At 53.9% G+C, this 23,167-nt stretch carries 18 protein-coding genes; 6 read left to right on the top strand and 12 right to left on the bottom strand.

What is annotated here, in order from left to right; genetic code table 11:
• Positions 1-31 precede the first annotated feature (31 nt).
• The 4 genes from KDC22_RS22300 to fabZ form a co-directional block, all read right to left on the bottom strand.
• Positions 32-919, bottom strand: coding sequence for a carbohydrate ABC transporter permease (locus tag KDC22_RS22300; RefSeq protein WP_173129847.1), 888 nt, complete (start codon positions 917-919; stop codon positions 32-34).
• A gap of 14 nt (positions 920-933) precedes the next feature.
• A complete protein-coding gene (locus tag KDC22_RS22305) occupies positions 934-1,914 on the bottom strand; it encodes an ABC transporter permease (protein WP_173129850.1) in 981 nt (326 codons plus the stop codon).
• 219 nt (positions 1,915-2,133) lie between these two features.
• The gene (locus KDC22_RS22310) at positions 2,134-3,153 is read right to left on the bottom strand and encodes a LacI family DNA-binding transcriptional regulator (RefSeq protein ID WP_211720351.1); all 1,020 of its coding nucleotides are present in this window, start codon (positions 3,151-3,153) and stop codon (positions 2,134-2,136) included.
• A gap of 111 nt (positions 3,154-3,264) precedes the next feature.
• Positions 3,265-3,693, bottom strand: a complete 429-nt coding sequence (gene fabZ, locus KDC22_RS22315) for a 3-hydroxyacyl-ACP dehydratase FabZ (protein ID WP_211720352.1) — start codon at positions 3,691-3,693, stop codon at positions 3,265-3,267.
• Positions 3,694-3,707: 14 nt separating this feature from the next.
• On the opposite strand from fabZ, the gene KDC22_RS22320 reads away from it, so the two are divergent.
• Positions 3,708-4,094, top strand: a complete 387-nt coding sequence (locus tag KDC22_RS22320) for a hypothetical protein (protein WP_211720353.1) — start codon at positions 3,708-3,710, stop codon at positions 4,092-4,094.
• Between the two features lie 427 nt (positions 4,095-4,521).
• On the opposite strand, the gene KDC22_RS22325 is transcribed toward KDC22_RS22320, so the two are convergent.
• From KDC22_RS22325 to KDC22_RS22335, 3 genes are all read right to left on the bottom strand, one after another.
• Positions 4,522-5,916 (bottom strand): MATE family efflux transporter, encoded by a 1,395-nt coding sequence (locus tag KDC22_RS22325; RefSeq protein ID WP_211720354.1) that lies wholly within the window; start codon positions 5,914-5,916, stop codon positions 4,522-4,524.
• Between the two features lie 21 nt (positions 5,917-5,937).
• Complete coding sequence (locus tag KDC22_RS22330) at positions 5,938-6,369, bottom strand: MarR family winged helix-turn-helix transcriptional regulator (RefSeq protein WP_211720355.1); 432 nt, start codon at positions 6,367-6,369, stop codon at positions 5,938-5,940.
• 259 nt (positions 6,370-6,628) lie between these two features.
• Positions 6,629-7,384: a YheC/YheD family protein gene (locus KDC22_RS22335; RefSeq protein ID WP_211720356.1), complete on the bottom strand. Its 756-nt coding sequence runs from the start codon at positions 7,382-7,384 to the stop codon at positions 6,629-6,631.
• 218 nt (positions 7,385-7,602) lie between these two features.
• Here KDC22_RS22335 and KDC22_RS22340 point away from each other — a divergent pair, with 218 nt between their 5' ends.
• Together KDC22_RS22340 and KDC22_RS22345 are read left to right on the top strand one after the other, a co-directional pair.
• Positions 7,603-8,418, top strand: a complete 816-nt coding sequence (locus KDC22_RS22340) for a DUF6492 family protein (RefSeq protein WP_211720357.1) — start codon at positions 7,603-7,605, stop codon at positions 8,416-8,418.
• Positions 8,419-8,434: 16 nt separating this feature from the next.
• Positions 8,435-9,757 (top strand): sugar phosphate nucleotidyltransferase, encoded by a 1,323-nt coding sequence (locus KDC22_RS22345; protein WP_211724139.1) that lies wholly within the window; start codon positions 8,435-8,437, stop codon positions 9,755-9,757.
• A gap of 157 nt (positions 9,758-9,914) precedes the next feature.
• Here the strand turns inward: KDC22_RS22345 and KDC22_RS22350 are convergent, their stop codons facing one another.
• The 4 genes from KDC22_RS22350 to KDC22_RS22365 form a co-directional block, all read right to left on the bottom strand.
• Complete coding sequence (locus KDC22_RS22350; RefSeq protein ID WP_211720358.1) at positions 9,915-13,406, bottom strand: glycoside hydrolase family 2 TIM barrel-domain containing protein; 3,492 nt, start codon at positions 13,404-13,406, stop codon at positions 9,915-9,917.
• Between the two features lie 36 nt (positions 13,407-13,442).
• Positions 13,443-15,038: an extracellular solute-binding protein gene (locus KDC22_RS22355; RefSeq protein WP_173130184.1), complete on the bottom strand. Its 1,596-nt coding sequence runs from the start codon at positions 15,036-15,038 to the stop codon at positions 13,443-13,445.
• Between the two features lie 213 nt (positions 15,039-15,251).
• Positions 15,252-16,046, bottom strand: coding sequence for a Nif3-like dinuclear metal center hexameric protein (locus tag KDC22_RS22360; RefSeq protein WP_173130187.1), 795 nt, complete (start codon positions 16,044-16,046; stop codon positions 15,252-15,254).
• Between the two features lie 69 nt (positions 16,047-16,115).
• Positions 16,116-18,200: an alpha-glucuronidase family glycosyl hydrolase gene (locus KDC22_RS22365; RefSeq protein WP_211720359.1), complete on the bottom strand. Its 2,085-nt coding sequence runs from the start codon at positions 18,198-18,200 to the stop codon at positions 16,116-16,118.
• A 303-nt stretch (positions 18,201-18,503) separates the two neighbouring features.
• Here KDC22_RS22365 and KDC22_RS22370 point away from each other — a divergent pair, with 303 nt between their 5' ends.
• Positions 18,504-19,409 carry an AraC family transcriptional regulator gene (locus tag KDC22_RS22370; protein WP_246552861.1) on the top strand — a complete coding sequence of 302 codons (906 nt, stop codon included), beginning with the start codon at positions 18,504-18,506 and terminating at the stop codon, positions 19,407-19,409.
• A 32-nt stretch (positions 19,410-19,441) separates the two neighbouring features.
• On the opposite strand, the gene KDC22_RS22375 is transcribed toward KDC22_RS22370, so the two are convergent.
• Complete coding sequence (locus KDC22_RS22375; protein ID WP_211720360.1) at positions 19,442-20,095, bottom strand: GntR family transcriptional regulator; 654 nt, start codon at positions 20,093-20,095, stop codon at positions 19,442-19,444.
• Positions 20,096-20,318: 223 nt separating this feature from the next.
• On the opposite strand from KDC22_RS22375, the gene uxuA reads away from it, so the two are divergent.
• Together uxuA and KDC22_RS22385 are read left to right on the top strand one after the other, a co-directional pair.
• Positions 20,319-21,395 (top strand): mannonate dehydratase, encoded by a 1,077-nt coding sequence (gene uxuA / locus KDC22_RS22380; RefSeq protein WP_173129873.1) that lies wholly within the window; start codon positions 20,319-20,321, stop codon positions 21,393-21,395.
• Positions 21,395-23,011 carry a mannitol dehydrogenase family protein gene (locus KDC22_RS22385; protein ID WP_211720361.1) on the top strand — a complete coding sequence of 539 codons (1,617 nt, stop codon included), beginning with the start codon at positions 21,395-21,397 and terminating at the stop codon, positions 23,009-23,011. The genes uxuA and KDC22_RS22385 overlap by 1 nt, the downstream gene beginning before the upstream one ends.
• Positions 23,012-23,167: the final 156 nt, after the last annotated feature.

Here is a 23,167-nt window from a genome sequence, read left to right on the forward strand (position 1 = left end):
CTCCCTATAATATTAAATTGACTTCCTTGCCCTACTCCTTGACTGCCCCCACCATCATGCCGGAGATAAAGTATCTTTGAAGAATGGGATACATCGCAACAATCGGCAGGGTAGTAATGACAATGGTTGCCAGTTGAACCCCTTTGGTGGTGGTTTCAATTACGACGGAGCCGCCGATGTTCTGCATGGACTGGGTCTGTGACTGCACAATAATCTCATACAGCTTCATCTGCAGCGGGTACAGTGCCTGATCGGTGATATATAATTTCGTGGTCATGAAGTCGTTCCATTGCCCCACCCCGTTGAACAGGGCGATCGTGGCCATAGCGGGCATGGATAGCGGAATGAAGATTTTGAGGAAAATATGCCAGTCGCCTGCGCCGTCGATCTTAGCCGACTCTTCCAGCGAATCCGGGACGTTCCGGAAAAAATTCATCAGAATCACAACGTCGTAATAGCTGAATAATGCCGGGATAATATACACCCAGAAGCTGTTCAGGAGACCGAGGGATTTAATAAGCAGATAAGTCGGAATCATCCCGCCGGAGAAAAACATCGTAATGACGCCCATCGCCACATACAGCTTGCGGCCGCGGATGTATCTTTTGCTGAGACCGTAGCCGATCATGGCGCAAAAGAACACATGGGTGATGACCCCGATGAGCGTTTTGGCGACGGAGACAATGAAGGATTGCCCGATGCTGCTGTCATTAAATACCGCCCGGTAATTCTCCAGGGAGAATTCCTTGGACCAGAAGATGAATCCTCCCTCGGCCAGCGCCTTGCCTGAACTGAGCGATGAAATAATAACGTTCCATAAGGGAACGAGGATAATAACCATGAACACACTGAGTACAATCATATTGACCGCATCAAAGATCCGGCTGTCGAGATCTTCTTTAACCACCTTTCGATTCACACAAAGACCTCCCTCTATAACACCGATTGATTATCGTTCAATTTACTGGTGACTTTGTTGGCTGTTACGAGCAGGATCACCGACACAATCGAGACACCCAGACCCACGGCTGTGGCATAAGAGAAGTCTCCCTGCGTCATCCCCATGCGGTATACATAAGAGTTGATAACCTCAGCCTTGGCCCGGTTCTGGGAGTTCATCAGAACCAGCGTCTGATCCAGATTCGAGCCGAGCAGACCGCTTACCGTCAGAATCAGATTCAGGCTGATAATCGGCTTCATGTTCGGAAGGGTGATATTCCAGATTTGGCGGAGCCGGCTGGCTCCATCTATTTTGGCCGCTTCATAGTAGGTCGGATCGATCTTGGCCATAATCGCCAGATACAGAATCGTGCCCCATCCGGCTTCCTTCCAGATATCGGACAGTGTGGCAATCCACCAGTACTTGCCTGCATCTAGCAGAATGTTGGACGGCTTCGAGATCAGCCCGAGATTCAGCAGCAGCTCATTGAACAGGCCTGAGGTGGAGAACCAGGTGATCAGCATCCCGCCGAGTACGATCCAGGACAGGAAATGCGGCAGATAGGAGATCGTCTGGACGAATTTTTTGAAGCGGCCCATACTCAGCTCGTAGATCATGATGGCGAGAATAATCGGAATGATGAACCCGATCCCAAGCTTCAGGAAGCTGATCCCCAGGGTGTTCACGACCGCATCCCAGAAATATTCGTCTGACAGAATAATCTTGAAGTTATCCAATCCCACCCAGGGTGCGGTTGATAGCGTATCAATGACCGTGTAATTCTTGAAGGCGATGCTGAGGCCATAGATCGGTATGTAGCAGAAAATAATCATAAAAATAATGCCCGGCAGCACCATCGACTGAATCTCCCACTGCCTTTTGTAATCGCTTGCAAATTCTTTGATCCGCTGCCCCATAGACTTCTTGGCGGACGGCGGTATTGAAGCTGAAGGTGCTGGAGCTGTTTTACTCATGTTCTTCTCCCCTCCCAATCAAGAAATGGTCATGCAAATGTCCGGTTCAATAAAAACGTTTTTATTTTTGGGCAAGCAGAAACGCCTGCACCGACCTTCAAAAGGATGGCATCCGTTTCAGCGAGAAAGAAAAGCAAGATTTATTGCGCGAAGCATATAAATTCTTATCTTTCAGAAAAATCCCCCTGCTATTCATGTAGTTAACACCATTCCTGCACGCTAAGTGCGGTCCTTCCGCTCCAGCTTCACATGACTTGAGCCTCTTACGATAAGTTCACCCTGCAGCTTCTGCACGGCGCCTTGCTCCTTCTCCTGAATCATCCGGACCAGATGGTCGATCGCCAGCATCCCCTGCCTTGCAATCTGATTCCGTACGGTCGTGAGCGGCGGCGAGTAATAGGGGGCAATGTCAATATCATCGAAGCCCATCACACTAACGTCCTGCGGGACCTCATAGCCGTAGCTCTTAAGCGCTTGAATACAGCCCATCGCACTGATATCATTCCCAGCCAGGAAGGCGTCGGGTAACTTCTCGGGATGCACGCGGATGAAGGACTTCACGGCATTATAGGTGCTATCCTCCTCAAAATAACCCTGAATAATATAATCCTCATCCACCGGGAGCTGATATTGGCGGAGCGCCGCCAGGTAACCTTCACGCCGCTGCACGCTGTCGAACATCGTATCTACGCCGGAGATATAGGCAATGTTCTTATGCCCAAGACTGATTAAATACTTCGTCGCCTCATAGCCGGATTCGTAGGAATCAAAAATAATGCTGCCCATCCCCTCGTCTTCCAGCACCCGGTCCAGAAACACCGCCTTAATCTTGTCTTTCTTCATGGCGGCAATGTCCTTCTCGTCAATGCCCAGCTCTTCATAGATAATGACACCATCCACACGCCGTCCGAGAATATTGCTCATAATGACATGTTTGTCCTTGGTGACAAATACATTCAGGCCATAGCCCTGGCGGTCGCATTGACGGGCCATCGACTCTACCAGCTTGTAGAAGTACGGGCCTGACACACTTGTGGTGAAGAACCCCAGCATCTTGGTGGTACCGGACTTCAGCAGCTTGCCGTTCAGGTTCGGAACATAATTCAGGCGCTGGGCGACCTTCAGCACATGGGATTTGGTCTCCGGATTGAGGACATCCACATCATTCAAGGCGTTCGAGACCGTGGAGATGGAGACCCCCGCTTCTCTGGCTACGTCTTTGATCGTTATCTTTGCCATATCATTGTTCCTCTTCAATAAAAACGTTTTTATAGTTTATAAAATAGCATGAAACCGTTTTAAATACAACACTTTTTGTCATGAGGGTTGTTCAGCCACCTTTTCCGCTAATTATTGCCCGCCGAACGCAAACATAATTTCAGCTTCGCACACCCGTTCACCGTCTACTGTGGCGGTCCCGGTTCCTTTGACAATCATTTCTTTGACCCGGGTCACTTCAAATTCAAGGCGCAGCTGATCCCCCGGCTTCACCTGACGCTTAAAACGGCAGTTGTCGATTCCCGTGAGCAGTCCGATTGTGCTTCCGCTCTCTTCCTGCTTGGACATGGCTAGACCGCCTACCTGGGCCAGCGCCTCTACGATCAATACGCCCGGCATCACCGGATATCCGTGGAAATGGCCATGGAAAAACGGTTCGTTTATACTCACATTCTTAATCCCGACCGCCCGCTTGCCTTCATCAAGCTCGGTGATCCGGTCTACCAGGAGAAACGGATACCGGTGGGGAATCCGCGCCTGAATTTCATTAACGTCCAGCATACAGTAACTCCTCTGTGTTCAAATTTATCTCATTTTACTATAAAGTATCAGGATTTAGCTATGCCGGAGTTGGGTCGATGATGATGCGTTCAGGTGCACTTGTGCTCTTTATTTCCGCCTGCCGCCTGCTTTCGGCAGATTCAGGTGCACTTGTGCTCCTCATTTCCGCCTACCGCCTGCTTTCGGCAGATTCAGGTGCACTTGTGCTCCTCATTTCCGCCTACCGCCTGCTTTCTGCAGATTCAGGTGCACTAGTGCTCCTCATTTCCGCCTACCGTCTGCTTTTAGCAGATTCAGAGGGATTTATCCCTCTCCTTGCCCCACTCTGCCCACTTTCGGCGGATTCAGAGGGATTTATCCCTCTCGATATGGGAAGTTCGTTAGTTAAATTGGACTTATAAACTTTGAAAGACAATTAACTTTTCCATACACCAAAAAACCTTGAAGATTCAAGGTTTTTTGGATGGACACTATGGATGAGTGTCCGGATATCAACTTAATAGTCAGGTGAGTGGCGGATAGCAGGACTCCCAGCCGCGTTGTTACCGGAATACTTGACCGAACCTGCCTTCCACGGTAGAAGCAACTCTTATTACACTCACCTCACGCTGTATGCTTCTAATATCTATGATCCTCACACGGTAACTCTACTCCCTACACACTATCTACTTTTTCTCCCAGCAACTTTACTCCCTACATACTATCTACTTTTTCTCCCAGTAACTCTACTCCTTACATACTATCTACATTCCCTCACAGTAACTCTACTCCCAACACACTACCTACGTTTCCTCACACCCCCACGCAGCATCCCGCTATCTGCTCCGGTTACACCTGTCCAGCTGGAGCGGGGACCGCATTCTGCGGGTTGCCCTCTTGTCCCAGCTTCCGTAGCTTGCGGTTGAAGCCGATGAAGAGGATTGCTCCCAGAAGGCTTGTAATTACCTCGGTAATGGTCATCGACCAGATCACCCCGTGCAGGCCGAAGAACTGATGCAGCAGGATAATGACCGGAATATAGAGTACACCTTGCGTAACCGCGACAACTGCGGCCTGTGCGCCTTGGCCTGTAGCCTGGAAGATACTCATGAACAGACCGGTGAACCCGTTGAACAGCGCGGATACCAGCATCGCCCCCAGGATATAGGTTCCCATGCCGATCACTGAGTTATCGCTGGAGAACAGATGCAGGACCGGCCCTCTGAATGAAAAGACCAGGGCTACAAATACTAACGAGATGCCCGCAATATAACTGAAGGCGTACTTCATGCTGGAGGTAAGTCTGGCCCTGTTCTTGCTGGCATAGCTGAAGGCGAAGAGCGGAATCAGGCCCAGGAACAGCCCCATGGACAGGAACTCCGGAATCTGCACAATTCTCAGCGCTACCCCGAACCCGGCTACCACATTCTCACCATACTGGATGGAGTAGTTATTAAGCAGCAGGGTAGACACGATCAGAAAAGCGCATTGCAGCAGCTCAGAGATGCCGACCTTATAGATCTCCAGCTGATCCTGCAGGGATATTCTGAACTGCTTCAGGAATCCCCGCAGATTCTGGCTCCGCTTCTCCAGGTAATAGAGATAATAGACCGCAGACCCCAGGTTAGCCAGGCACATGGCCAGCGCCGCACCGGCGACATGCCAGTCCAGGATCAGAATGAATAGCGGATCAAAAATCAGGCTGAGCGCTGTGCTGATAAAGATACCATACATGGACTCCTTCGACGCCCCCTCCGCGCGGACCAGCTGCTCCAGCGCAAAGTTGAGCACGACCGCGAAGCCGCCGGCGAACAGCGTCAGGGCATAGGTCTTCGTGTAGCCGAAGGTTGCCGCATCCGCCCCAAGCAGCCGCGTGAGCGGGTTAATGGCCAACATGGCCAGCAGGGCGATAACAAGGCCCGCAATAATGCTTGCATAGAAGGTATATCCGGCGATCTGCTTGCCTTTTGCGGTATTGTTCTCCCCGGCCATCCGGGTGACGAAGGTTCCGCCGCCTACCCCGAACACGTTACCGAAAGCCATCAGAACGGTGAAGATCGGCAAGCCCAGTGTAATTGCCGTCAGCATACTTGTGTTATGCAGGAGGCCGATGAAATACGCATTGATCACATTGTAGACCGTTCCGACTGACATGCCGATCATCATGGGAACCGACAAATGGAAGATCGCCTTCTTCATTGGAGCGGACTCCAGGTAATATTGATTGGACACTTCTTGTTTCATAATTAATACCTCCATACGTAATTACAGGCTTTGATTGACTTTGGACAGCAGTTTCAGCAAGGTGGCTGCCTCCTCCTCGGTGAGCTGACGGGTAATTCCTGCCTCCACCTCCGCGAACATCTGGTTGAACTCCTCCACCAGGACAACCCCTTTCTCCAGCACGGTAAGCCGCTTCTGCCGCTCGTCCTTCTCATCGGTGACGCGGGCGATGTAGCCTTTCTTCTCCAGACCCTGGAGCATGCTGGTGATGCTGGCTCCCCGCCGCTTGAACTGCTCCGCCAGATCCTTCTGGATCACGCCCTGGTCCTGATTCTCATAGATATATCCGATCATCCGGCCTTGCGCGGAATTCAGTCCCAGCTCGTTCAGCCGGACATCGGCAGAGCTCTTAAGCTTGAGGCCAATCTCACGGAACAAATCGGAATACGGTGTATGCAGAATGGGTTCAGTCATGTTCAAGTCCCCTTTTCATTTTAGATAGAATTCTAAGTAATAAGTCAAATATAATACATAGAACTCTAACTGTCAATGTTCTAACTATCCAGGTACCGAAGCAGACCCGGCTCTCCTCCTTCCGGCATTCTTCATTGCGCTGCTGTAGTCTGAATGTACAGCCGGAATGTAAACTGAGTTTAAACTGGGGCCCTCTCGAAACGGCAAATACCAGAGGCGGACCCCGTGCATGCCGGGAGCCAACCTCTGGTACGCCGTACTAATGCTTCAAGCCATAACGCCGGTACCGCATCACTCTGCGGTACATGGATTTATCCTTGAGCTGATTAAAAATATAAGGATCGGGATTCATGTTCACTTCAATAATCCACGGCTTCAGTGAGCGGTCTAGTCCAATGTCTACACCGAACTGCCGGTGATGTAGAAAAGTCTTCTTCAGTTGTACCGCTATGCGTGTGCCCAGCCGGTTCATATCCCCCTTAAGCTGCACAAGCTGCTGCGCAGACAGATGGGTGGAGAGCAAATGCTCCACTGCGGTCGGTTTGCCGCCGCTGTGGTAATTGGTCACAATTTTGCGCGGATGCCCGAGCCGGCCGATAATCCCGGTAGCTTCCCAGACCCCCTTGGGACTGAGCTGCACCATCACCCGGATATCGAAACGGCGCCCGTTATGCTTCAGCAGATGGACGCCTTTTTGCAGCAGATAACTCCTCTTACCGAGCTTCTTCACGAGACTGTGATGAAAAGCCTCAAAGGTAGTGAACCGGCGGAGGGTCTCCTCATACTGGTACGTATATCCCTCCTGCTCTCTCCGCTCCGCGCGGATTACTCCAATGCCATACGTTCCCCGTTCCGGCTTGATATAGATCATTCCGTAACTGTGCATCATCTGCTCCAGATTGCGCCTGCTCATTCTCCGGGTATCGGGGATGAAGGACTTAATCCACTCGTTCTTAAGCAGCAATTGTGTCTTATACCATTTGCTCTGTCCTGACTGAACCTTTTTGGCGGTCACTTATGCACTCTCCTGTCCGGGATGGGAGCCAGCGCTCCCTTTTTTACATATAATTACATATTCACTGTATCCTATGCCGATGGAGTTGCCCTTGAATATATCATTTGTCCCGTACGGAAAGATTAACTTGATCAGGATGATGGCCCTATCAACTGCCGCTCCCCAGGCATACCCTAGTGAAGACGCTCAAATGTCAATATATGTATGGAGATGAATCCATGTCCGTTGCTACGGTAAGTGTGACCTCAAGTGCTCCTTCGATCGACATCCTGATTCCTGCTATCGAAAAAGATCTCGCCACCCTCCCTTATGTGATTGATAGTCTTCGTCGTTATGTCCAGCACCCTATCAGCAATATCTACATTGTCTCGCCGAATAACAGTAGAATCAGACAACTGTGCTCCCGCAAAAGCTGTGTTTTTGTCAATGAAACCACCGTCCTGCCGTTCACTAAAAAAGCTATCCGCTATTCCTCCACCCGCTGGAACCGCTCAGGCTGGCTGTATCAGCAGCTGCTTAAGATGAACGGGGATCATATCTGCCGCGAGAAATATTTCCTGGTCGTTGATGCGGATACGGTGCTCATTCGTCCCCATCGGTTCCGTTCCGGCGGGAAAAGCATCTTCTATTGCCGTAACTGGAGCCAGCCGGAGTATTTCCGCACCTACCGCAAGCTGCTTGGTGCCGCTGCCTCCGCTCCCAAATCTTGTGTCACCCACTATATGCTGTTCGAGTCCGCGAAGCTGGCCAGTCTCAAACGAACCATTGAAGCAAGGCACGGAATGTCCTGGCATGCCGCCATTATCCGCAGTATCAACAAGAAGAGACAGTTCGGCTTCTCCGAATTCGAGACCTATGCCAACTACGTGTACAGCGGAAACCGCACCGCCGTGCTGCTCAAGAACGCCAAGAATAAATCGCTGAAGATCCCGGCAGGCTCCCTGACGCAATCGCAGATTCAGAAGTATGCCGGGTCTTACCGTTCACTCTCCTTCCATCAGCGCAAGGGATATTCCACTCCGGGCAAGCCCTAAGGAGGCACGCAAAGTGATGCATACTATCCTTCTGTGCGGCGGCTCCGGCCAGCGGCTATGGCCTCTGTCCGGCAGCATCCGCTCCAAGATGTTCCTGCAGCTGCTTCCTGCACCGGACGGGGGCACGGAGTCCATGCTCGGGCGGGTATGCCGTCAGCTCGCTCATGCCGGACTGGACGAATCCCTGCTCCTGGTAGCACACCAGGAGCAGGCCGCCCTCACACAGCGGTATACAGGAAGCCGATATCCGGTAATCGGGGAGCCTTGCAAGCGCGGCACCTTCACTGCAGCCGCCTTGGGCGCCCTGCACTTGCTTGCTGCCGGAAAGGCACAGCCGGAGGACATCGTCTGTATCGCTCCGGCCGATATGTTCGCGGATGACGGCTTCTTCCGCCAGTTTCACCAATTTGAAGATATCCTGGCCGCCTCGCAAGCTGAGCTCCTCCTGCTTGGAACAGGGCCTGCTTATCCCTCGGAGCAATACGGCTATATCGTCCCGGCACAGGGTGACTCCGGCGTGTATGCTCCGGTATTATCTTTTGCAGAGAAGCCTGATGTGGCTGGAGCCCGGGAGCTGATGCGACAACAGGCGTTATGGAACTGCGGGGTATTCGCTTCGCGGCTGAGCTTCCTGCTGGAGCATCTGGAGAGGCTGGGGCTGCCTGCCGAATCCGCGGCATTGACCGCGTTGTATCCGGGGCTCCCGGTCCGCAGCTTCGACAAGGAAGTGGCGGAGCGCAGCACCAGAGCTGTCGTCGTAAGACATGAAGGCGAATGGTCCGACCTGGGAAGCTGGGATACGCTGACGGACCGGCTGCCTTCACAGGTCATTGGAGAAGGCGGGCTATGGGGAGAATGCGGGAACAGTCAGCTTATTAACGAGCTGGGGATACCGCTGCATGTCATTGGTGTCCCCGGTATAGTCGCCGTAGCCAGTCCCGATGGCATCCTGATCGCCGGCAGGAAGGAAGCAAACCTCATCAAGGATATTCTGATGGAGAATTCAGCAAAGGAGATGCGGTATGGAGAAACGGGCTGGGGCAGCTATACTGTCCTTGACCGTGAGTCGGGCGGCCCCGGAGTTGTCATTACGGTAATGCTGACCCTGCTGGCGGACCATGACATATCTGAAAGGGTCTGTCCGCATTCCGCCAAGACCTGGATGATTGTGTCCGGTCATGGAGAGGTAAGCGTGAATGGACACGCATCCGCTGCAGCTGCGGGCGGTAGCTATACCATAGCCAGGGGACAACGACATACGGTCCGTGCCTTCAGTCCAATGAAGCTTATAGAGGTGCGGATAAGTGAAGCAGACGATGACGGGAAGGACTACGGCTGACAGGAAGCTCCCGGGCTTCTTCTCAGATCCCGCTTCACAATCAAAAGGGATACCGCAAACGCCAACCACCCGGCTATTTGCGGTATCCCTTATTCGCAGTGAAAGCTGTTGCCTGTCCTTAGACCATCCGCTGGCGGATCGCCGGATAGTGCAGATTCTAGAGTGACGGCGGCAGGAACTGGAACCACTTGAAGTCAAACCGGCTGCCCGGCAGGAACAGGAAGGTGACGGTCAGGCTGCCGCTGACCGGCATGTCCAGGCTGAATTCACGCTCCGTGTAGCTGCCGCTTCCGGCGAATTCGATCAGCTGCTTCGTTTCGCCGCCGGAACCGCTGAACAGAATCTGCAGGGTATTGCCCGCAAGCGCCGAGCGTCCGCAGATGACCAGCCGTGAGCATTCCGCTGCTCCGAAGTCCATTCCGGCAAATATAAGCGACACATTGTTGCCGATTCCCTCGACGGCATCCTCCGTTATAGTGAAGGTATCCCCGTAGACCGCAGTGTTGGCCAGCGCATTCAGACGCTCGAATGCCTTAGGCTTACGTACAAACGAGAAGCCCTTCAGATGAATCTTCTTGCGCACCACGAAGGACAGAGAGGTGATGCCCGTCAGCCGTCTGGGAAGCGTATAATGCTCTTCCTGATATACATTCCAGCGGGATGGCTTCTGGTAAGTCACAGTGGTGAGCCGCTCGGCACCAGGCGCTCCGGGTATACCTTCCCATATCTCCATCGGAAATTCCTGATCATCGAGCGAGAAGACCGGCAGAATGATCTCATCGGCTCCATAATCCCCGAAGTCGATCCGTTCGAAGCAAATCCGGCTCTCCCCTTCGCGGGCCGTGGCGACCCCCCGTTCATTGCCGTTGGTCAGATTCCGGCTTTGGCCGCTGCTGAACCCGGAGGAGACAAATTCATACGGATTCAGATAGGCCTGACCCAGTCCTGTCAGCTTGAATTCCATTTGTGAATAGAGCCGTATCCCGTCAGCGCCATTGGCTGTTCCGCAGCGGATATACACCTCTCCGTCTCCCAAGGCCGTAATTACCGCCTCATGCCCATTCGTCTCAATCGTGGCAATATTGGTATCAATCCCGGCGGCATTGGTGATCCGCCACTCGACATTCTGCCACGAGGCACCCTGCGGATGAAGCCTGACGCGGACTGGAAGCGACGGCTGCTCCGGCGTCAGAACATTGCCTTCGGGACAGATAATCTCCAGCTTGCGGACCGGGATCTCTCTATCCCGGGCGCTCTCCGGATACCCGGATGCAGCATCCGCCTCCAGCGGGTTATACGCGTACAGATAAAGCTCATCTTCGGCGGCCGTTCCCGGTGCTGGAAGCACCGATTGCAGGGTAAGCTCAGCAGAAGCCAGATTCTCAGAAGCTGCCCGCAGGGTAATCATACCGGCATCCAGTGTTCCGGCAATCACTGCCAGCAGCTTACCGCTGAACAACCGGCGGCTTACTCCCTTGTAGGAATCATAGTCCGTGCTGTCCCCGTTATCCAGGCCAATCAGCCGTCCCGGACCTTCAATACTGAGATGAACCCTGTTATTGGCATTCGCTACCGGGCGTCCCTCCTGGTCCAGAGTGCTGATCGTTACAAAGATAAGATCTGTGCCGTCTGCTGTGATTACCCGCTTGTCGGGAGCAAGAACAAGCGAAGCCGCATCTCCGAAAGAGGAGATTTGCTCTACAGCAACGATCTCCCCCTGCTCATCATAAGCCACCGCCCGCAGGATACCGTCCGCGTAAGGCAGCTGCCATTCTCCAAGCAGCTTGTGTCCGCGGGCATGATCAATCTCCACAATGCCCTGCGAGATTTCATTCACGAACAGCTCCATACGGGGAGCATTGGAACAGACACGCACATCAATCAGCTGGCCCGGGGAGAAATCCCAGTACGGGAAGATATGAATCATCGGATGCGTACGGTAATCTGTCCATTCCGCCTGATAGATGTAGTAGGAATCCTTAGGGAAACCGGCGGTATCCAGCTGCCCGAAATACGAATTCTTGGTGTGATACGGAGTAGGCTCCCCGATATAGTCAAAGCCTGTCCAGAGAAACTGCCCCAGCGAGAAGCCCGCATCCCGGTCAGCGGTGATGCAGGCCTCTGTACTCTTGGCCCCCCAGCTGGTCGAGCTATTCCCGAGGGAAGAGCACTGCTGGTCATCATCGGCCAGCACAGACTGGGCCAGCGGGAAATGGTAGATTCCCCGGCTCTGCACCGTCGAACAGGTCTCACTGCCGTAGATGATCCAGTCCGGATGCTCTTTGTGATGCTGCCCGTAATATTTCTCCGCGTAGTTATAGCCTGCCACCTTAACGATATCTGCGCATCGCTGCGCATTCTCCCAGGGCATATAGTTAGAGCCGATGGTAACAAACGCATTGCGCTGCGGATCATGGGCCAGCACCTCAGCCTGCAGCTCCCGGGTAAGCTCCTGGCCCCGGCTATCTGCGTGAGTGTCATAGATCTCATTGCCGATACTCCACATCAGCAGGCTAGGACGGTTCCGGTCGCGACGCACCCAGCTGGCAACATCACGCTTCCACCACTGCGGGTAGAACCGTGCGTAATCATAAGGTGTTTTGCTGCGCTCCCACATATCGAAGGCTTCCGACACGATCAGCAGCCCCATTTCATCGGCCAGCTCCATAAGCTCTACAGCCGGCATATTATGCGCGGTACGGATGGCGTTGACTCCCATCTCCTGCAGCAGGACGAGCTGGCGGCGCAGAGCCGCCCTGTTCACGGCAGCCCCCAGAGCGCCCAGATCATGATGCTGGCAGACTCCGTTTATTTTGACATGACGCCCGTTGAGGAAGAAGCCCCTGTCACTGTCCAGTTCCAGGGTCCGGAAGCCGAAGTGCTCCTTCTCCGTTTCAATGACCTCATCTTCTGCGAGCAGCTCCGATTGCAGGCTATAGAGATTGGGACTGCAAATATCCCATAACAAGGGCTGATCCACCGTCAGACGGCTCTTGCTATATACGGTCAGCCCCTCCTGCACAGGCACCTCCGTGGTATGCCCGGCAATTACCGCTCCTTGCGCATCCAGAAGGCTGTGCCGCAGCCTCAGCCTCGTACCCTGTGCCGCAGCTTCTTCAGAGAGATACAGCTCCGCATCTACATCCACTGTCCAGGACCCGCTCGCTCCTGCTCTGGCAACAATATAAATCCCGTCAGCGGCGATACGGGTCTTCGGCGTCGTCTTGAGCCAGACCGGCCGGTAGATTCCGGCCCCGGAGTACCAGCGGGAATTGGGGGCTTCGTGAATCACACGCATATATATCTCATTCTCTCCCGCTATCAGGTACGGGGTAATGTCAAATTCAAAGGTAGAATATCCGTATTTCCACTCCCCCGCCGCCTGCCCGTTCACATATAGTGCCGAGTTCATATACACTCCCTCAAAACGCAGGGACACCAGCTCATCATCAGGCACTTCATCGAAGCGGAGGCTGGTGCGGTACCAGCCCTCTCCGTTCTCATAGAGGTTACGGGTATCATAGATCAGCCAGTCATGCGGCAGCGTAACCGGCATCCATCCGTTATCTGCGGCGGCCTCCGCGAGCCCTGTATGAAGCGGCTGCTTGCAGAACTGCCAATTGTTGCTAAGTTTCTTCCTTATACTCATTGCTGTGCTTCCTCCTCTGGATTCCCATAGCCGGGCTTAGCGGTTCAAATAACGTTCATAGGCGGCTTGCTGGATTTCAAGTGCCCGTCCGATGCCCAGATCCTTCATCTGCTGAACATACTTGTCATAATGGTCTATGGAATCCATGCCCAGGATGATCTTGAGTTCGGTTTCCTTCACAAAAGTATGGATGTCGTTCATTATACTGCTCATCTCATCCGCTTCTTCGGCAGTCGGCGTTACGGGAGGCAGCAGGTGGCTCTCATGATTGGTCTGCTTCCAGATGCCGATGGATTCGGTTGTTGCCGGATATTTGGCCGGGAGGTTATTGTCCTGCTGGATCATCGGGAAGTTGGTGCCGTGCGAATATTGCGTCATGACCTGGTCGCTGCCCAGCCCGTCCGGATTCTTGACCACAAGATCGGTATAGACAGGCTTGCCGTCCTCCAGCGTATACGTAATGCCTTCAATCCCATACGTATTCAGCATGCTGCCTTCCCTGGTAAAAGCATAATCCAGCCAGCGCATAGCGGCCTCGGGATGCCGGGTTGTAGCCGAGATGGCCGCAGAGCTGGTCCCGGCATAAGCATTATCCAGCTGGCCGAACTCCGGAAGTCCGCCTTTGACAGCAGAGGGGTAGGGAGCAGCCGCGAAATCTGCCTCTGGATCACCGGCCTGCACGGCCGAATTGTATTTCTCAATATAGTACTGCCAGCCGATCGTTGCCCCGCTGACACCCGAAGTCATCTTCTTATCAACGGTAGCTGCATCAATCGAGGCGAAATCCTTGTCAATCAGCCCTTCCCGGTACCACTGGCTCATCGTGTTCAGGTACTCCTTGTAACCCGGCTCCAGATAACCGTAGACCACTTTTCCGTCGTTGACGTAGAAGTTCCCCATTACACCGAAGGCCCCGGCGAACCCGCCGGTCCGTTCCCCCAGGAACATGGTGCGTAAGGTTAAGGGGGATGCGGCCTGTTTCTTTTCTTTAAAAGCAGTCAGCACAGTATGCCATTCCTCAATCGTCTCCGGGAGGCTGAGATTCAGCTCATCGAGCCAATCCCTGCGGATAATCGGCCCGCCGTAGACCCTCCCAATCTCCGAGCGGATGAACGGGAAGGCGTAGTAGGTGCCGTCATCGGTTTTGATCATTTTGTCGATATCCGGGTTCTCCTGAAGGGTCCGCTTCAGATTAGGAGCATACTGGTCAATCAGATCATTGAGCTTCAGAATATAACCCTGCTCCACAGCTTGATCCGGACCGCCCGGGTATTGCAGCCAGGTATTGAGGAAAATATCCGGCAGCTCGCCCGATGCCAGCAGCAGACTGAATTTCTGGTCGGTCATGGGTGCTCCGCCAAGCTGCCGGATGGAGATGCCTGTGCGCTTCTCATATTCTTCATCAACCGGCAGGCGCTCCGGCGTGCCTCCCGGCTGTTCGTTCATATATGTCAGCTCCAATCCGCCCGGCACCGGATAAGTGAAACCGCCGGCGGCTTCACGCGAAGCAGACGTATTCCCGGCAGGAGAGCTTGGAGCGCTGTCAAGGTTCCTGGGGCTGCTGCAGCCTGCGGCAAGCAAGGCGAGACCCAGCAGAGCAGCAAGCGGCTTGTTCCATCTCAATGATGTCATCAATTGATAAGACCTCCTTAATAAGGTTAGTCTGAGGACTTGGTGCCTCTCCAATGTAAGCTGAATCTGGTAACCATTCAATATTCAAAATGGGGAATTGATGGTCAAAAACGCAAAAAGGCGGACAGCAGCAGAATATACAAAACCTCTTTGCCGGCCGGAGAGCCGCAGGGAGCTTCCCCGGGCCTTCTTACCTTCAAAGAGGTTCTGTTGCTATACCATATGAAAAACGGGCTGAACCGGAATGAAATGTACCGGCACGCCGGGATACCGCAAGGCCAGCCGCTCTGCCAGCAGCTTCATCCCCGGCGCTTCACTCTCGGCGTGGCCCAGCATAATCAGCGCCCTGTCCCGGCCCTGCCGGAGTGCATCCCGGATATACTCGGGGGTCTCCCACTCCGGGCCTTCTCCGGCGATAACCAGGTCGAGCGACTCCTGCTCATACAGCGGGATTGTCGATGCACCGCCGCCACGGTAGCCGACCAGCACGCCTACCCTGCTGCACCGGGCAGACAGATTACCGGCCGCACGGATATAAGGAATATGCAGTTTGCTTTTCAGATATCCGGCGATCTCTGATACCGTCATCCCGGGGATGGAGAGAATCGACACATGGGGCAGATTCCGCTCCACATACGGCTCCCATTCCAGCTCCCGCAGCAGCCCTTCCATAATCCCGTCCGGTGTATAACGGTGCACATAGTCATGGAAGCGGTAGATCCCTATCCCGGAACCTGCAATCAATGCCGATTTCTGCCGGAAGACAGAATCATTCTCCAGCCCTTCGCGCCGGTCCTGATGACTATAATACACACCTTCATGCGTAATAATCAGATTGGCGCCAAGTGTAAGCGCCTGCTCAATGACCTCGTGGGAAGCGGAGAAGGCGGTCACAATCCCCAGCACTTCCGTCTCGGGGGCACCCGGCTCCAGCTTGTCTACAGTATTGTGCGGCTCCGGGATCCCTGCTTCTAAATGCCTGATAACCTCTCCGAAGGTCAGTGTCATGCTTCCCTCCTCACGACCGGGGTACACAGTCTGTATGATCTTGTTCATGTCCCTTACCCTCTCAGGTGATCAATAGATGGTGCGGTTGCCGGCATCTTCAATTCCGCTCTTGCGGTAGAAGTACGTATTGATCTGATCACGCCACTCCTTGGCATGGGCGGCCTGTCCCTTAAGGCGTTCCTCCACCTGTGTGTATAGGCCGTCCGCGATGCTGCCCTTCAGTCCGCTCCACGCGTCCAGCAGCCCTTCGGCACGCTCCGCACCCTCAAAGTGGGTGTCGTAAATATGCTGAATCACTGTTTTGCCGGAATGCAGCACATGGGTATACGGCACATGATGGAAGAATAGCAGCAGCTCATCCGGGCATTCCTCCAGTGAATCATAACGGAGGGCGTTGCTGCCCATATACTGGGCACTATAGCCGGTGCCGGTAGCCACGGTCCGGTCTACCCCAATGCCCTGATGATCCGCATAATGGTAGGTGCCCCACATGGAATATTCATAGCCGTCCACATTCGGGCCGTAGTGATGCTCTGGATTGATCATCCAGCCCACTCCAAGCGGTGCCGTATAGGACTCATAGATCTCCCAGGAATCCAGTAAAATCCGGCTGATCACGCCAGCGGCGGCAGCCTCTGTACCAAATGTCAGAGCGATCCACTCGGCGGCAATAGCTTCTGAGCTCAGCTCCGGGTTCCAGGCCAGACGCCCGAAGCCATAGAGGTTAGCCTGGGCCAGCAGATGGCCGGTCCAATTCCCGTCATTGCCCACATTGGATACCGCAGCCACTCCGCTTAAGCGGTTGCCCCACAGCGAGCCGTCAACGATCCGCTTCACCGGAGCCGTTCCGCCCTTGGCCAGCGTATCGAATTCCATAATCTCCTTCCACTGCGGGACCAGATAGCATACATGGCGCTGCTGTCCGGTGTACTCTTGGGCAATCTGGAATTCAATGACCTGATTCGTCCGCTCCAGTGCCCCGAACAGCGGGGATACCGGCTCTCTGACCTGGAAATCCATCGGTCCGTTCTTGATCTGCAGAATAACGTTGTCGTTAAATTGGCCGTCCAGCGGTTTGAAATGATCGTAGGCTGCTCTGGCCCGGTCCGTCTTGCGGTCACGCCAGTCCTGCTTGCAGTTATATACGAAGCAGCGCCAGATCACGATGCCGCCGAACGGTTCGAGGGCTTCCGCCAGCATATTCGCGCCATCGGCATGATTCCGCCCGTAGGTGAACGGACCGGGACGGTTCTCTGAGTCAGCCTTGACCACAAACCCGCCAAAATCAGGAATGACGGCATAGATTTCTGCTGCTTTGGACTTCCACCATTCCCGTACTCCGGCTTCAAGCGGATCTGCCGTTCCCACTTCACCCTCATGCATAGGAGCCGCGAAGTTCACACTCAGGAACAGACGGATGCCATAGATACGGAAGATACCGGCGATTCGTGCAACATCCGGCAGGTAAGTGGAGATGAACAGCGTCTCGAGCGCATGGACGTTCACATTATTGATGGCAATGGCGTTGATGCCTGCTGTAGCCATCAGCCGTGCGTAATCCGTGATTCTGTCCATGTCTTGCGTGAACTGATTATTATCATACAGGAAGGACCGCCCGGAATAGCCGCGCTCCACGCTGCCATCGAAATTATCCCAATGGTTAATCATACGCAGCGAGTTCACCGGATTCACCAGCTCATCCAGATTCTCGATGTCGTTGCCGCTGGCGATGAGGCGCAGCAGATGGAAGACCCCGTATAGGACACCAGCCGGAGAGGAGGCTCCTATAGCGATGCACTTCAGGGACTGGCTGGTGCGGATCACGAACCCTTCGTCCCCCACCGCTTGAACGGTCTTGTTATCGTACATATCCTTAATAAGCGGATGACCGCCGCCAAAGGTACCGAACGCTACCCGGAATCCCTCCGGCTGCGGAGCAGACACCGCCTGGATGTCCAGCAGGGAAGCGATGCCTCTCTGCCATTCACGAAGTGCAGCCTGGAGCGTATCATGCTCTTCCGTAACGGATACGGCTCCGCACCATTTCGAGTATTGCATATATAGAGGTCCTTGCGGCAGCTTCGGATAGCTTAACCACGCATTGTATCCGCTGTCATTTCGTGCGGCATTCCCATTCCCGGATTGTTGTCCCATGTCCTTATCTCCTCCAGTTCATCTTGTATACTAGATGCTGTTCAGGTTCATCCTACCACGCAGCCGGCAGCCCGGAACATTGTCAAATCAAGCTATTATTTACCCAAATCAAGCAGAAACGGCTTCACCGTCCTTAAGAGGGCGGTACCGTTTCTGCGAGAAATAGAAGGATAGTTTATCGAGTGAACCTATACATTCTTATGTTTCAAGCTGAACTCTTGTATACTTTAATGAATAAAGCATGGCGTACATCCATTCATTCTAATATTCTATTCCAATGTAAAATGTCAGGGGGCGAATCTATTGGTGGCAGCTTTTGTACCGCCTGTACCGGGGCAAAGTCTTAGTGAGACCATCATCCCGGATGTGAAGACCACACTTAACCTGTTCGGCATGCACCTGCGCAAAGTGAGCGCGGAATGGGATTATCCGCAGCATGCCCATCCCCAGTATGAATTCAATTATGTGCTTGAAGGAGAGCAGCAGCTGATTGTTAACAACCACAGCTTCCTCCAGCGTGCCGGGGATCTGGTCCTCTTAAGGCCGGGCGATACGCATTCCAGCCGCAGCGGAAACGGCAGGCCTTTTACGTATTTCTGCATCCATTTCGATATTGATGATAAGCTGCTGATCTCCTTGCTCAGCCGTCTGAACCCTGTGCTGTTCACCTCAGAGAGCCATATTGCCCACAGATTGGGACCGGTTCTGAGCAGGCTGGTGGAGATTGCAGCCTCAGAGCCGGGCGGCATCACCATGTCTCAGCGCATGAGGCTGCAGGCTGCCGTCTTCGACCTGTTCGCCCAGCTCTGGGAAGTCTTCTCACTGGAAGCCGATATCTCCTCCCCCGGCACCTATGAGAAGATCGAGCTGGCCCACCAGATCCGCAGCCGCCTCCAGGGGCTCGTCTATCAGCAGTTCAAGCAGGAGCTGCCGGGTGACAGCCATTACGGTATAGATGATATCGCCTCTGAACTGGGGATCAGCGCTTCCCACTGTTACCGGGTGTTCCGCCAGGTATTCGGCATCTCCCCCCGGGTCTATCTCTCTGAGCAGATGCTGCATGAGGCCAAGGTGCTGCTGGATGACCATAGCCTGTCTGTCAGCCAGATTTCCGGCCTGCTCGGCTACCGCGATATCGCCCATTTCAGCCGGCAGTTCAAGCGCTGGAGCAGCCAGTCTCCCCGGGAATACCGCGAGTCCGGTGAATAGAACACTGCGTTTCAGCGGGCAGGGTGAACGGACTACTTTTTGATATAAGTAGCGAAATGCTCCTGAAGGTTCTTGGAGTCGATATCTGCACGCAGATGGTGATGGACCAGCTCGTCGATCCGGGCGGTATCTCCCTGCACGATATAATCCAGTAGCTGCTGATGCTCCTGCCGAATCGCTGCCAGCTTCTCGTCCTTCAGCATATGCAGCTTGCGGTAGCGGATATAATGCACATTGAACTGCTGCAGCACGCCCCACAGGAATTCACGGCCGGCCAGGCCGAACATGGTGCGGTGAAATTGATCATCGAGCTGCAGGAACACCTCTGCTCCCTCCTCCTGCTCAATACATCTCTGCTGCTGCGCAAGATTGTCCTTCAGCGTATGCAGTCCCTTTAACGGGAAATTCCCGGCCAGCGACTTCATAATTTCCTTCTCCAGCACATTGCGGAGGTAGATAATCTGTTCCACCGACTCCAGATCTATGTACGAAACGAGATTTCCTTTTTTGGGATAAATGTCGACGTATTGCTCCAGGGCCAATTGCTTCAGCACATCGCGGATCGGCGTTCTTGACAGCTGGAAGCGCTCGGAGAGTGCAGTCTCACTGATCATCGCCCCCGGCTTCAGCTCAAGAGAGAGGATCTCCTGCTTCAGATAGGCCATTATTTCTTTTTTGGAAGTCATGGAATAGACCAACTTTCTGTACGGGATTCTTCTCCCCCCATTATATAGAAAAGAGATACGAATTACATTGACAAAGATGAGAGCGTATTCTATGATCATTACGAATCATATCTTGTATACAAGTTAATTCTACCACACAATGATTCATCCGTAAGGTCAATTGTCCCAAGGCTTCAGATGGTTATCATTTGTATTTATGTTTATCTACAAGGAGGAAATGACAATGAATATGACTTGGAGATGGTATGGCGAGGGCAACGACAACATTACCCTTGATCACGTGCGTCAAATTCCGGGAGTAATGGGCATCGTCTGGTCACTGCACCATAAGGTTGCCGGTGAGGTCTGGGAGATGGAAGAAATTCAGAAGGTGGCCGATCAGATTACAGCCAAGGGCTTCAGTACCGCGGTTGTTGAGAGCGTCAACGTTCATGATGATATCAAAATCGGACTGCCGTCCCGCGACAAATATATCGACATCTATATTGATACGATCCGCAAGCTGGCCAAGGTTGGCGTTAAGGTCATCTGCTACAACTTCATGCCGGTGTTCGACTGGACCCGTACAGAGCTGTACAAGGAGCTGCCGGACGGCTCTAATGCACTCTTTTATGAAAAGGCTGCCATTACCGATAATCCGCGTGAGATGGTGGACCGGATTCTGAAGGGTGCCGGAGAATTCACGATGCCGGGCTGGGAACCGGAGCGTCTGGCGAAGCTGGATGAGCTGTTCGCGTCTTATGCCGATGTTACCGAGGACATTCTGTTCGACAACCTGAAGTATTTCCTGGAGCGCATTATTCCGGTGTGTGAAGAAGTGGATATCCGTATGGCGATTCACCCTGACGATCCGGCCTGGCCGATCTTCGGACTGCCGCGCATTATCCGCAGCCGCGATTCTATCCGCCGGTTCCTTGACATGGTAGACAGCCCGTATAATGGCCTTACCTTCTGCACAGGGTCGCTTGGAACCAACCCGCAGAATGATCTTCCGGCGATGATCCGCGAGTTCCATGACCGGATTTATTTTGCCCATATCCGCAATGTGAAGGTATTCGAGAACGGAGACTTCATCGAAGTATCCCACCGGGGGCAAGATGGCAGCGTCGATGTAGCGGAGGTTGTCAAGGCTTACCATGAGAACGGATACACCGGCTATGTGCGTCCGGACCACGGCAGACATCTCTGGGGCGAGGAGAAAAACTGCCGTCCGGGTTACGGTCTATACGACAGAGCCATGGGCATCATGTACCTGCTCGGCGTATGGGACAGCCTGGAGAATGCCAAGGGGGCGAAATAATGCTGAGCCTCACCAGAAGCAGCATTGCGGACCGCGGAGCCTGGGAAGCCGCAGGTGTAGAGCTGCCGCAGTTCGATTTCGCAAGGGTCGCGCAGAATACGCTGGAGAAGCCGGAGTGGATTCACTTCGGCGCAGGCAATATCTTCCGGGGCTTCGTGGCCAATGCCCACCAGAAGCTGCTTGACAGCGGTAAGGCAGACACCGGCATTATCGCTGCCGAGACCTTCGACTTCGAGATGATTGATAAGGTCTACAAGCCTTATGATAATCTGACTCTATTGGTGCTGATGAATGCGCGCGGCGACTTCCAGAAGCGAATCGTCAGCAGCATCGTGGAAGGCATCACCGCAGACAAGACCCGGGAAGCGGATTACAGCCGCCTGACTGAAGTATTCGAGAATCCCAGTCTGCAGATGGCCAGCTTCACCATTACGGAAAAAGGCTACTCCCTCACCGGTCCGAACGGCCAGTATCTCGGCATCGTCGAGCAAGATATTGCCGGCGGACCGGATCACCCGGTCCATGCGATGAGCATAGTCGCTTCCTTCGCTTACAAGCGTTATCTCAAGGGCCAGTATCCCATGACCTTCGTCAGCATGGACAACTGCTCGCATAACGGCGACAAGCTGAAGAACGGCATGGTCACCATCGCCAGAGAATGGGCAGCCAAGGGCCATGTGGAAGAAGGCTTCGTGTCCTATCTTGAGGATGAGCAGAAGATTACGTTCCCGCTGTCCATGATCGACAAAATCACACCGCGTCCGTCCGAATCCGTTCAGGAAGCGCTGCTTGCGCAGGGCATCGGCGGCATGGATGTGATCGTCACCTCGAAGAATACGTACACTGCACCATTCGTCAACGCTGAGATCAGTGAGTATCTGGTGATCGAGGATAAGTTCACGAATGGCCGTCCGGCGCTGGAAGAAGCCGGCGTCATCTTCACGGACCGTGATACGGTCAACAAGGTGGAGACCATGAAGGTGACTACCTGTCTCAACCCGCTGCATACGGCGCTGGCTGTAACCGGCTGTCTGCTCGGTTACACACTGATTGCCGATGAGATGAAGGACGCCACGCTTCGCAGACTCGTGGAGACCATCGGCTACAAGGAAGGGCTGCCGGTTGTGGTAGATCCGGGCATCCTGAGTCCGAAGCAGTTCCTGGATGAAGTGCTGCAGGAGCGGTTCGCCAACCCGTTCATTCCGGATACCCCGCAGCGGATCGCTACCGACACCTCACAGAAGGTCGGCATCCGCTTCGGCGAGACCATCAAGTCGTATATCCGCCGAGAGGATCTCGATCCTTCGCAGCTGACTGCCATTCCGCTGGCGATCGCCGCCTGGTGCCGGTACTTGCTTGGCGTGAACGATGAAGGCGCCGTGTTCACGCTAAGTTCCGATCCGCTGCTGGATTCGCTGCAAGCGCGGCTCGCAGGAATTACGCTGGGCGCGGATGCTGCTGAGGCCGCAGGCGTGCGGGCGGTGCTGGAGGATCAGGCCATCTTCGGCGTAGACCTGTATGCCGCCGGACTGGGCGGGACTATAGAGGCCATGTTCACCGAGATGCTGGCCGGACCTGGCGCGGTAAGGGCTACGCTGGAGAAGTATATCGGCTGAGCGTGGCCGTATATCCGGACACACGTAGAAATGGCTGTACCGCCCATAATTAAGGGCGGTACCTTTTCAGCGGAGTACTATTATAGAATGCTCCATGGAGCAGACGTCTAAGTCCATATTGAAAGACCGGGAGCAATGCTCCCGGTCTTCTTTTTG

This window comes from Paenibacillus tritici, assembly GCF_018207515.1.
GTDB lineage: Bacteria > Bacillota > Bacilli > Paenibacillales > Paenibacillaceae > Paenibacillus_AQ > Paenibacillus_AQ tritici.

Bases quoted from the DNA above. Each gene is read 5' to 3' on its own strand.
- KDC22_RS22305 (WP_173129850.1), bottom strand. From the start codon at position 1,914: ATGAGTAAAACAGCTCCAGCACCTTCAGCTTCAATACCGCCGTCCGCC.
- KDC22_RS22310 (WP_211720351.1), bottom strand. From the start codon at position 3,153: ATGGCAAAGATAACGATCAAAGACGTAGCCAGAGAAGCGGGGGTCTCC.
- fabZ (WP_211720352.1), bottom strand. From the start codon at position 3,693: ATGCTGGACGTTAATGAAATTCAGGCGCGGATTCCCCACCGGTATCCG.
- KDC22_RS22325 (WP_211720354.1), bottom strand. From the start codon at position 5,916: ATGAAACAAGAAGTGTCCAATCAATATTACCTGGAGTCCGCTCCAATG.
- KDC22_RS22330 (WP_211720355.1), bottom strand. From the start codon at position 6,369: ATGACTGAACCCATTCTGCATACACCGTATTCCGATTTGTTCCGTGAG.
- KDC22_RS22340 (WP_211720357.1), top strand. From the start codon at position 7,603: ATGTCCGTTGCTACGGTAAGTGTGACCTCAAGTGCTCCTTCGATCGAC.
- KDC22_RS22345 (WP_211724139.1), top strand. From the start codon at position 8,435: ATGCATACTATCCTTCTGTGCGGCGGCTCCGGCCAGCGGCTATGGCCT.
- KDC22_RS22350 (WP_211720358.1), bottom strand. From the start codon at position 13,406: ATGAGTATAAGGAAGAAACTTAGCAACAATTGGCAGTTCTGCAAGCAG.
- KDC22_RS22355 (WP_173130184.1), bottom strand. From the start codon at position 15,038: ATGACATCATTGAGATGGAACAAGCCGCTTGCTGCTCTGCTGGGTCTC.
- KDC22_RS22360 (WP_173130187.1), bottom strand. From the start codon at position 16,046: ATGACACTGACCTTCGGAGAGGTTATCAGGCATTTAGAAGCAGGGATC.
- KDC22_RS22365 (WP_211720359.1), bottom strand. From the start codon at position 18,200: ATGGGACAACAATCCGGGAATGGGAATGCCGCACGAAATGACAGCGGA.
- KDC22_RS22375 (WP_211720360.1), bottom strand. From the start codon at position 20,095: ATGACTTCCAAAAAAGAAATAATGGCCTATCTGAAGCAGGAGATCCTC.
- uxuA (WP_173129873.1), top strand. From the start codon at position 20,319: ATGAATATGACTTGGAGATGGTATGGCGAGGGCAACGACAACATTACC.
- KDC22_RS22385 (WP_211720361.1), top strand. From the start codon at position 21,395: ATGCTGAGCCTCACCAGAAGCAGCATTGCGGACCGCGGAGCCTGGGAA.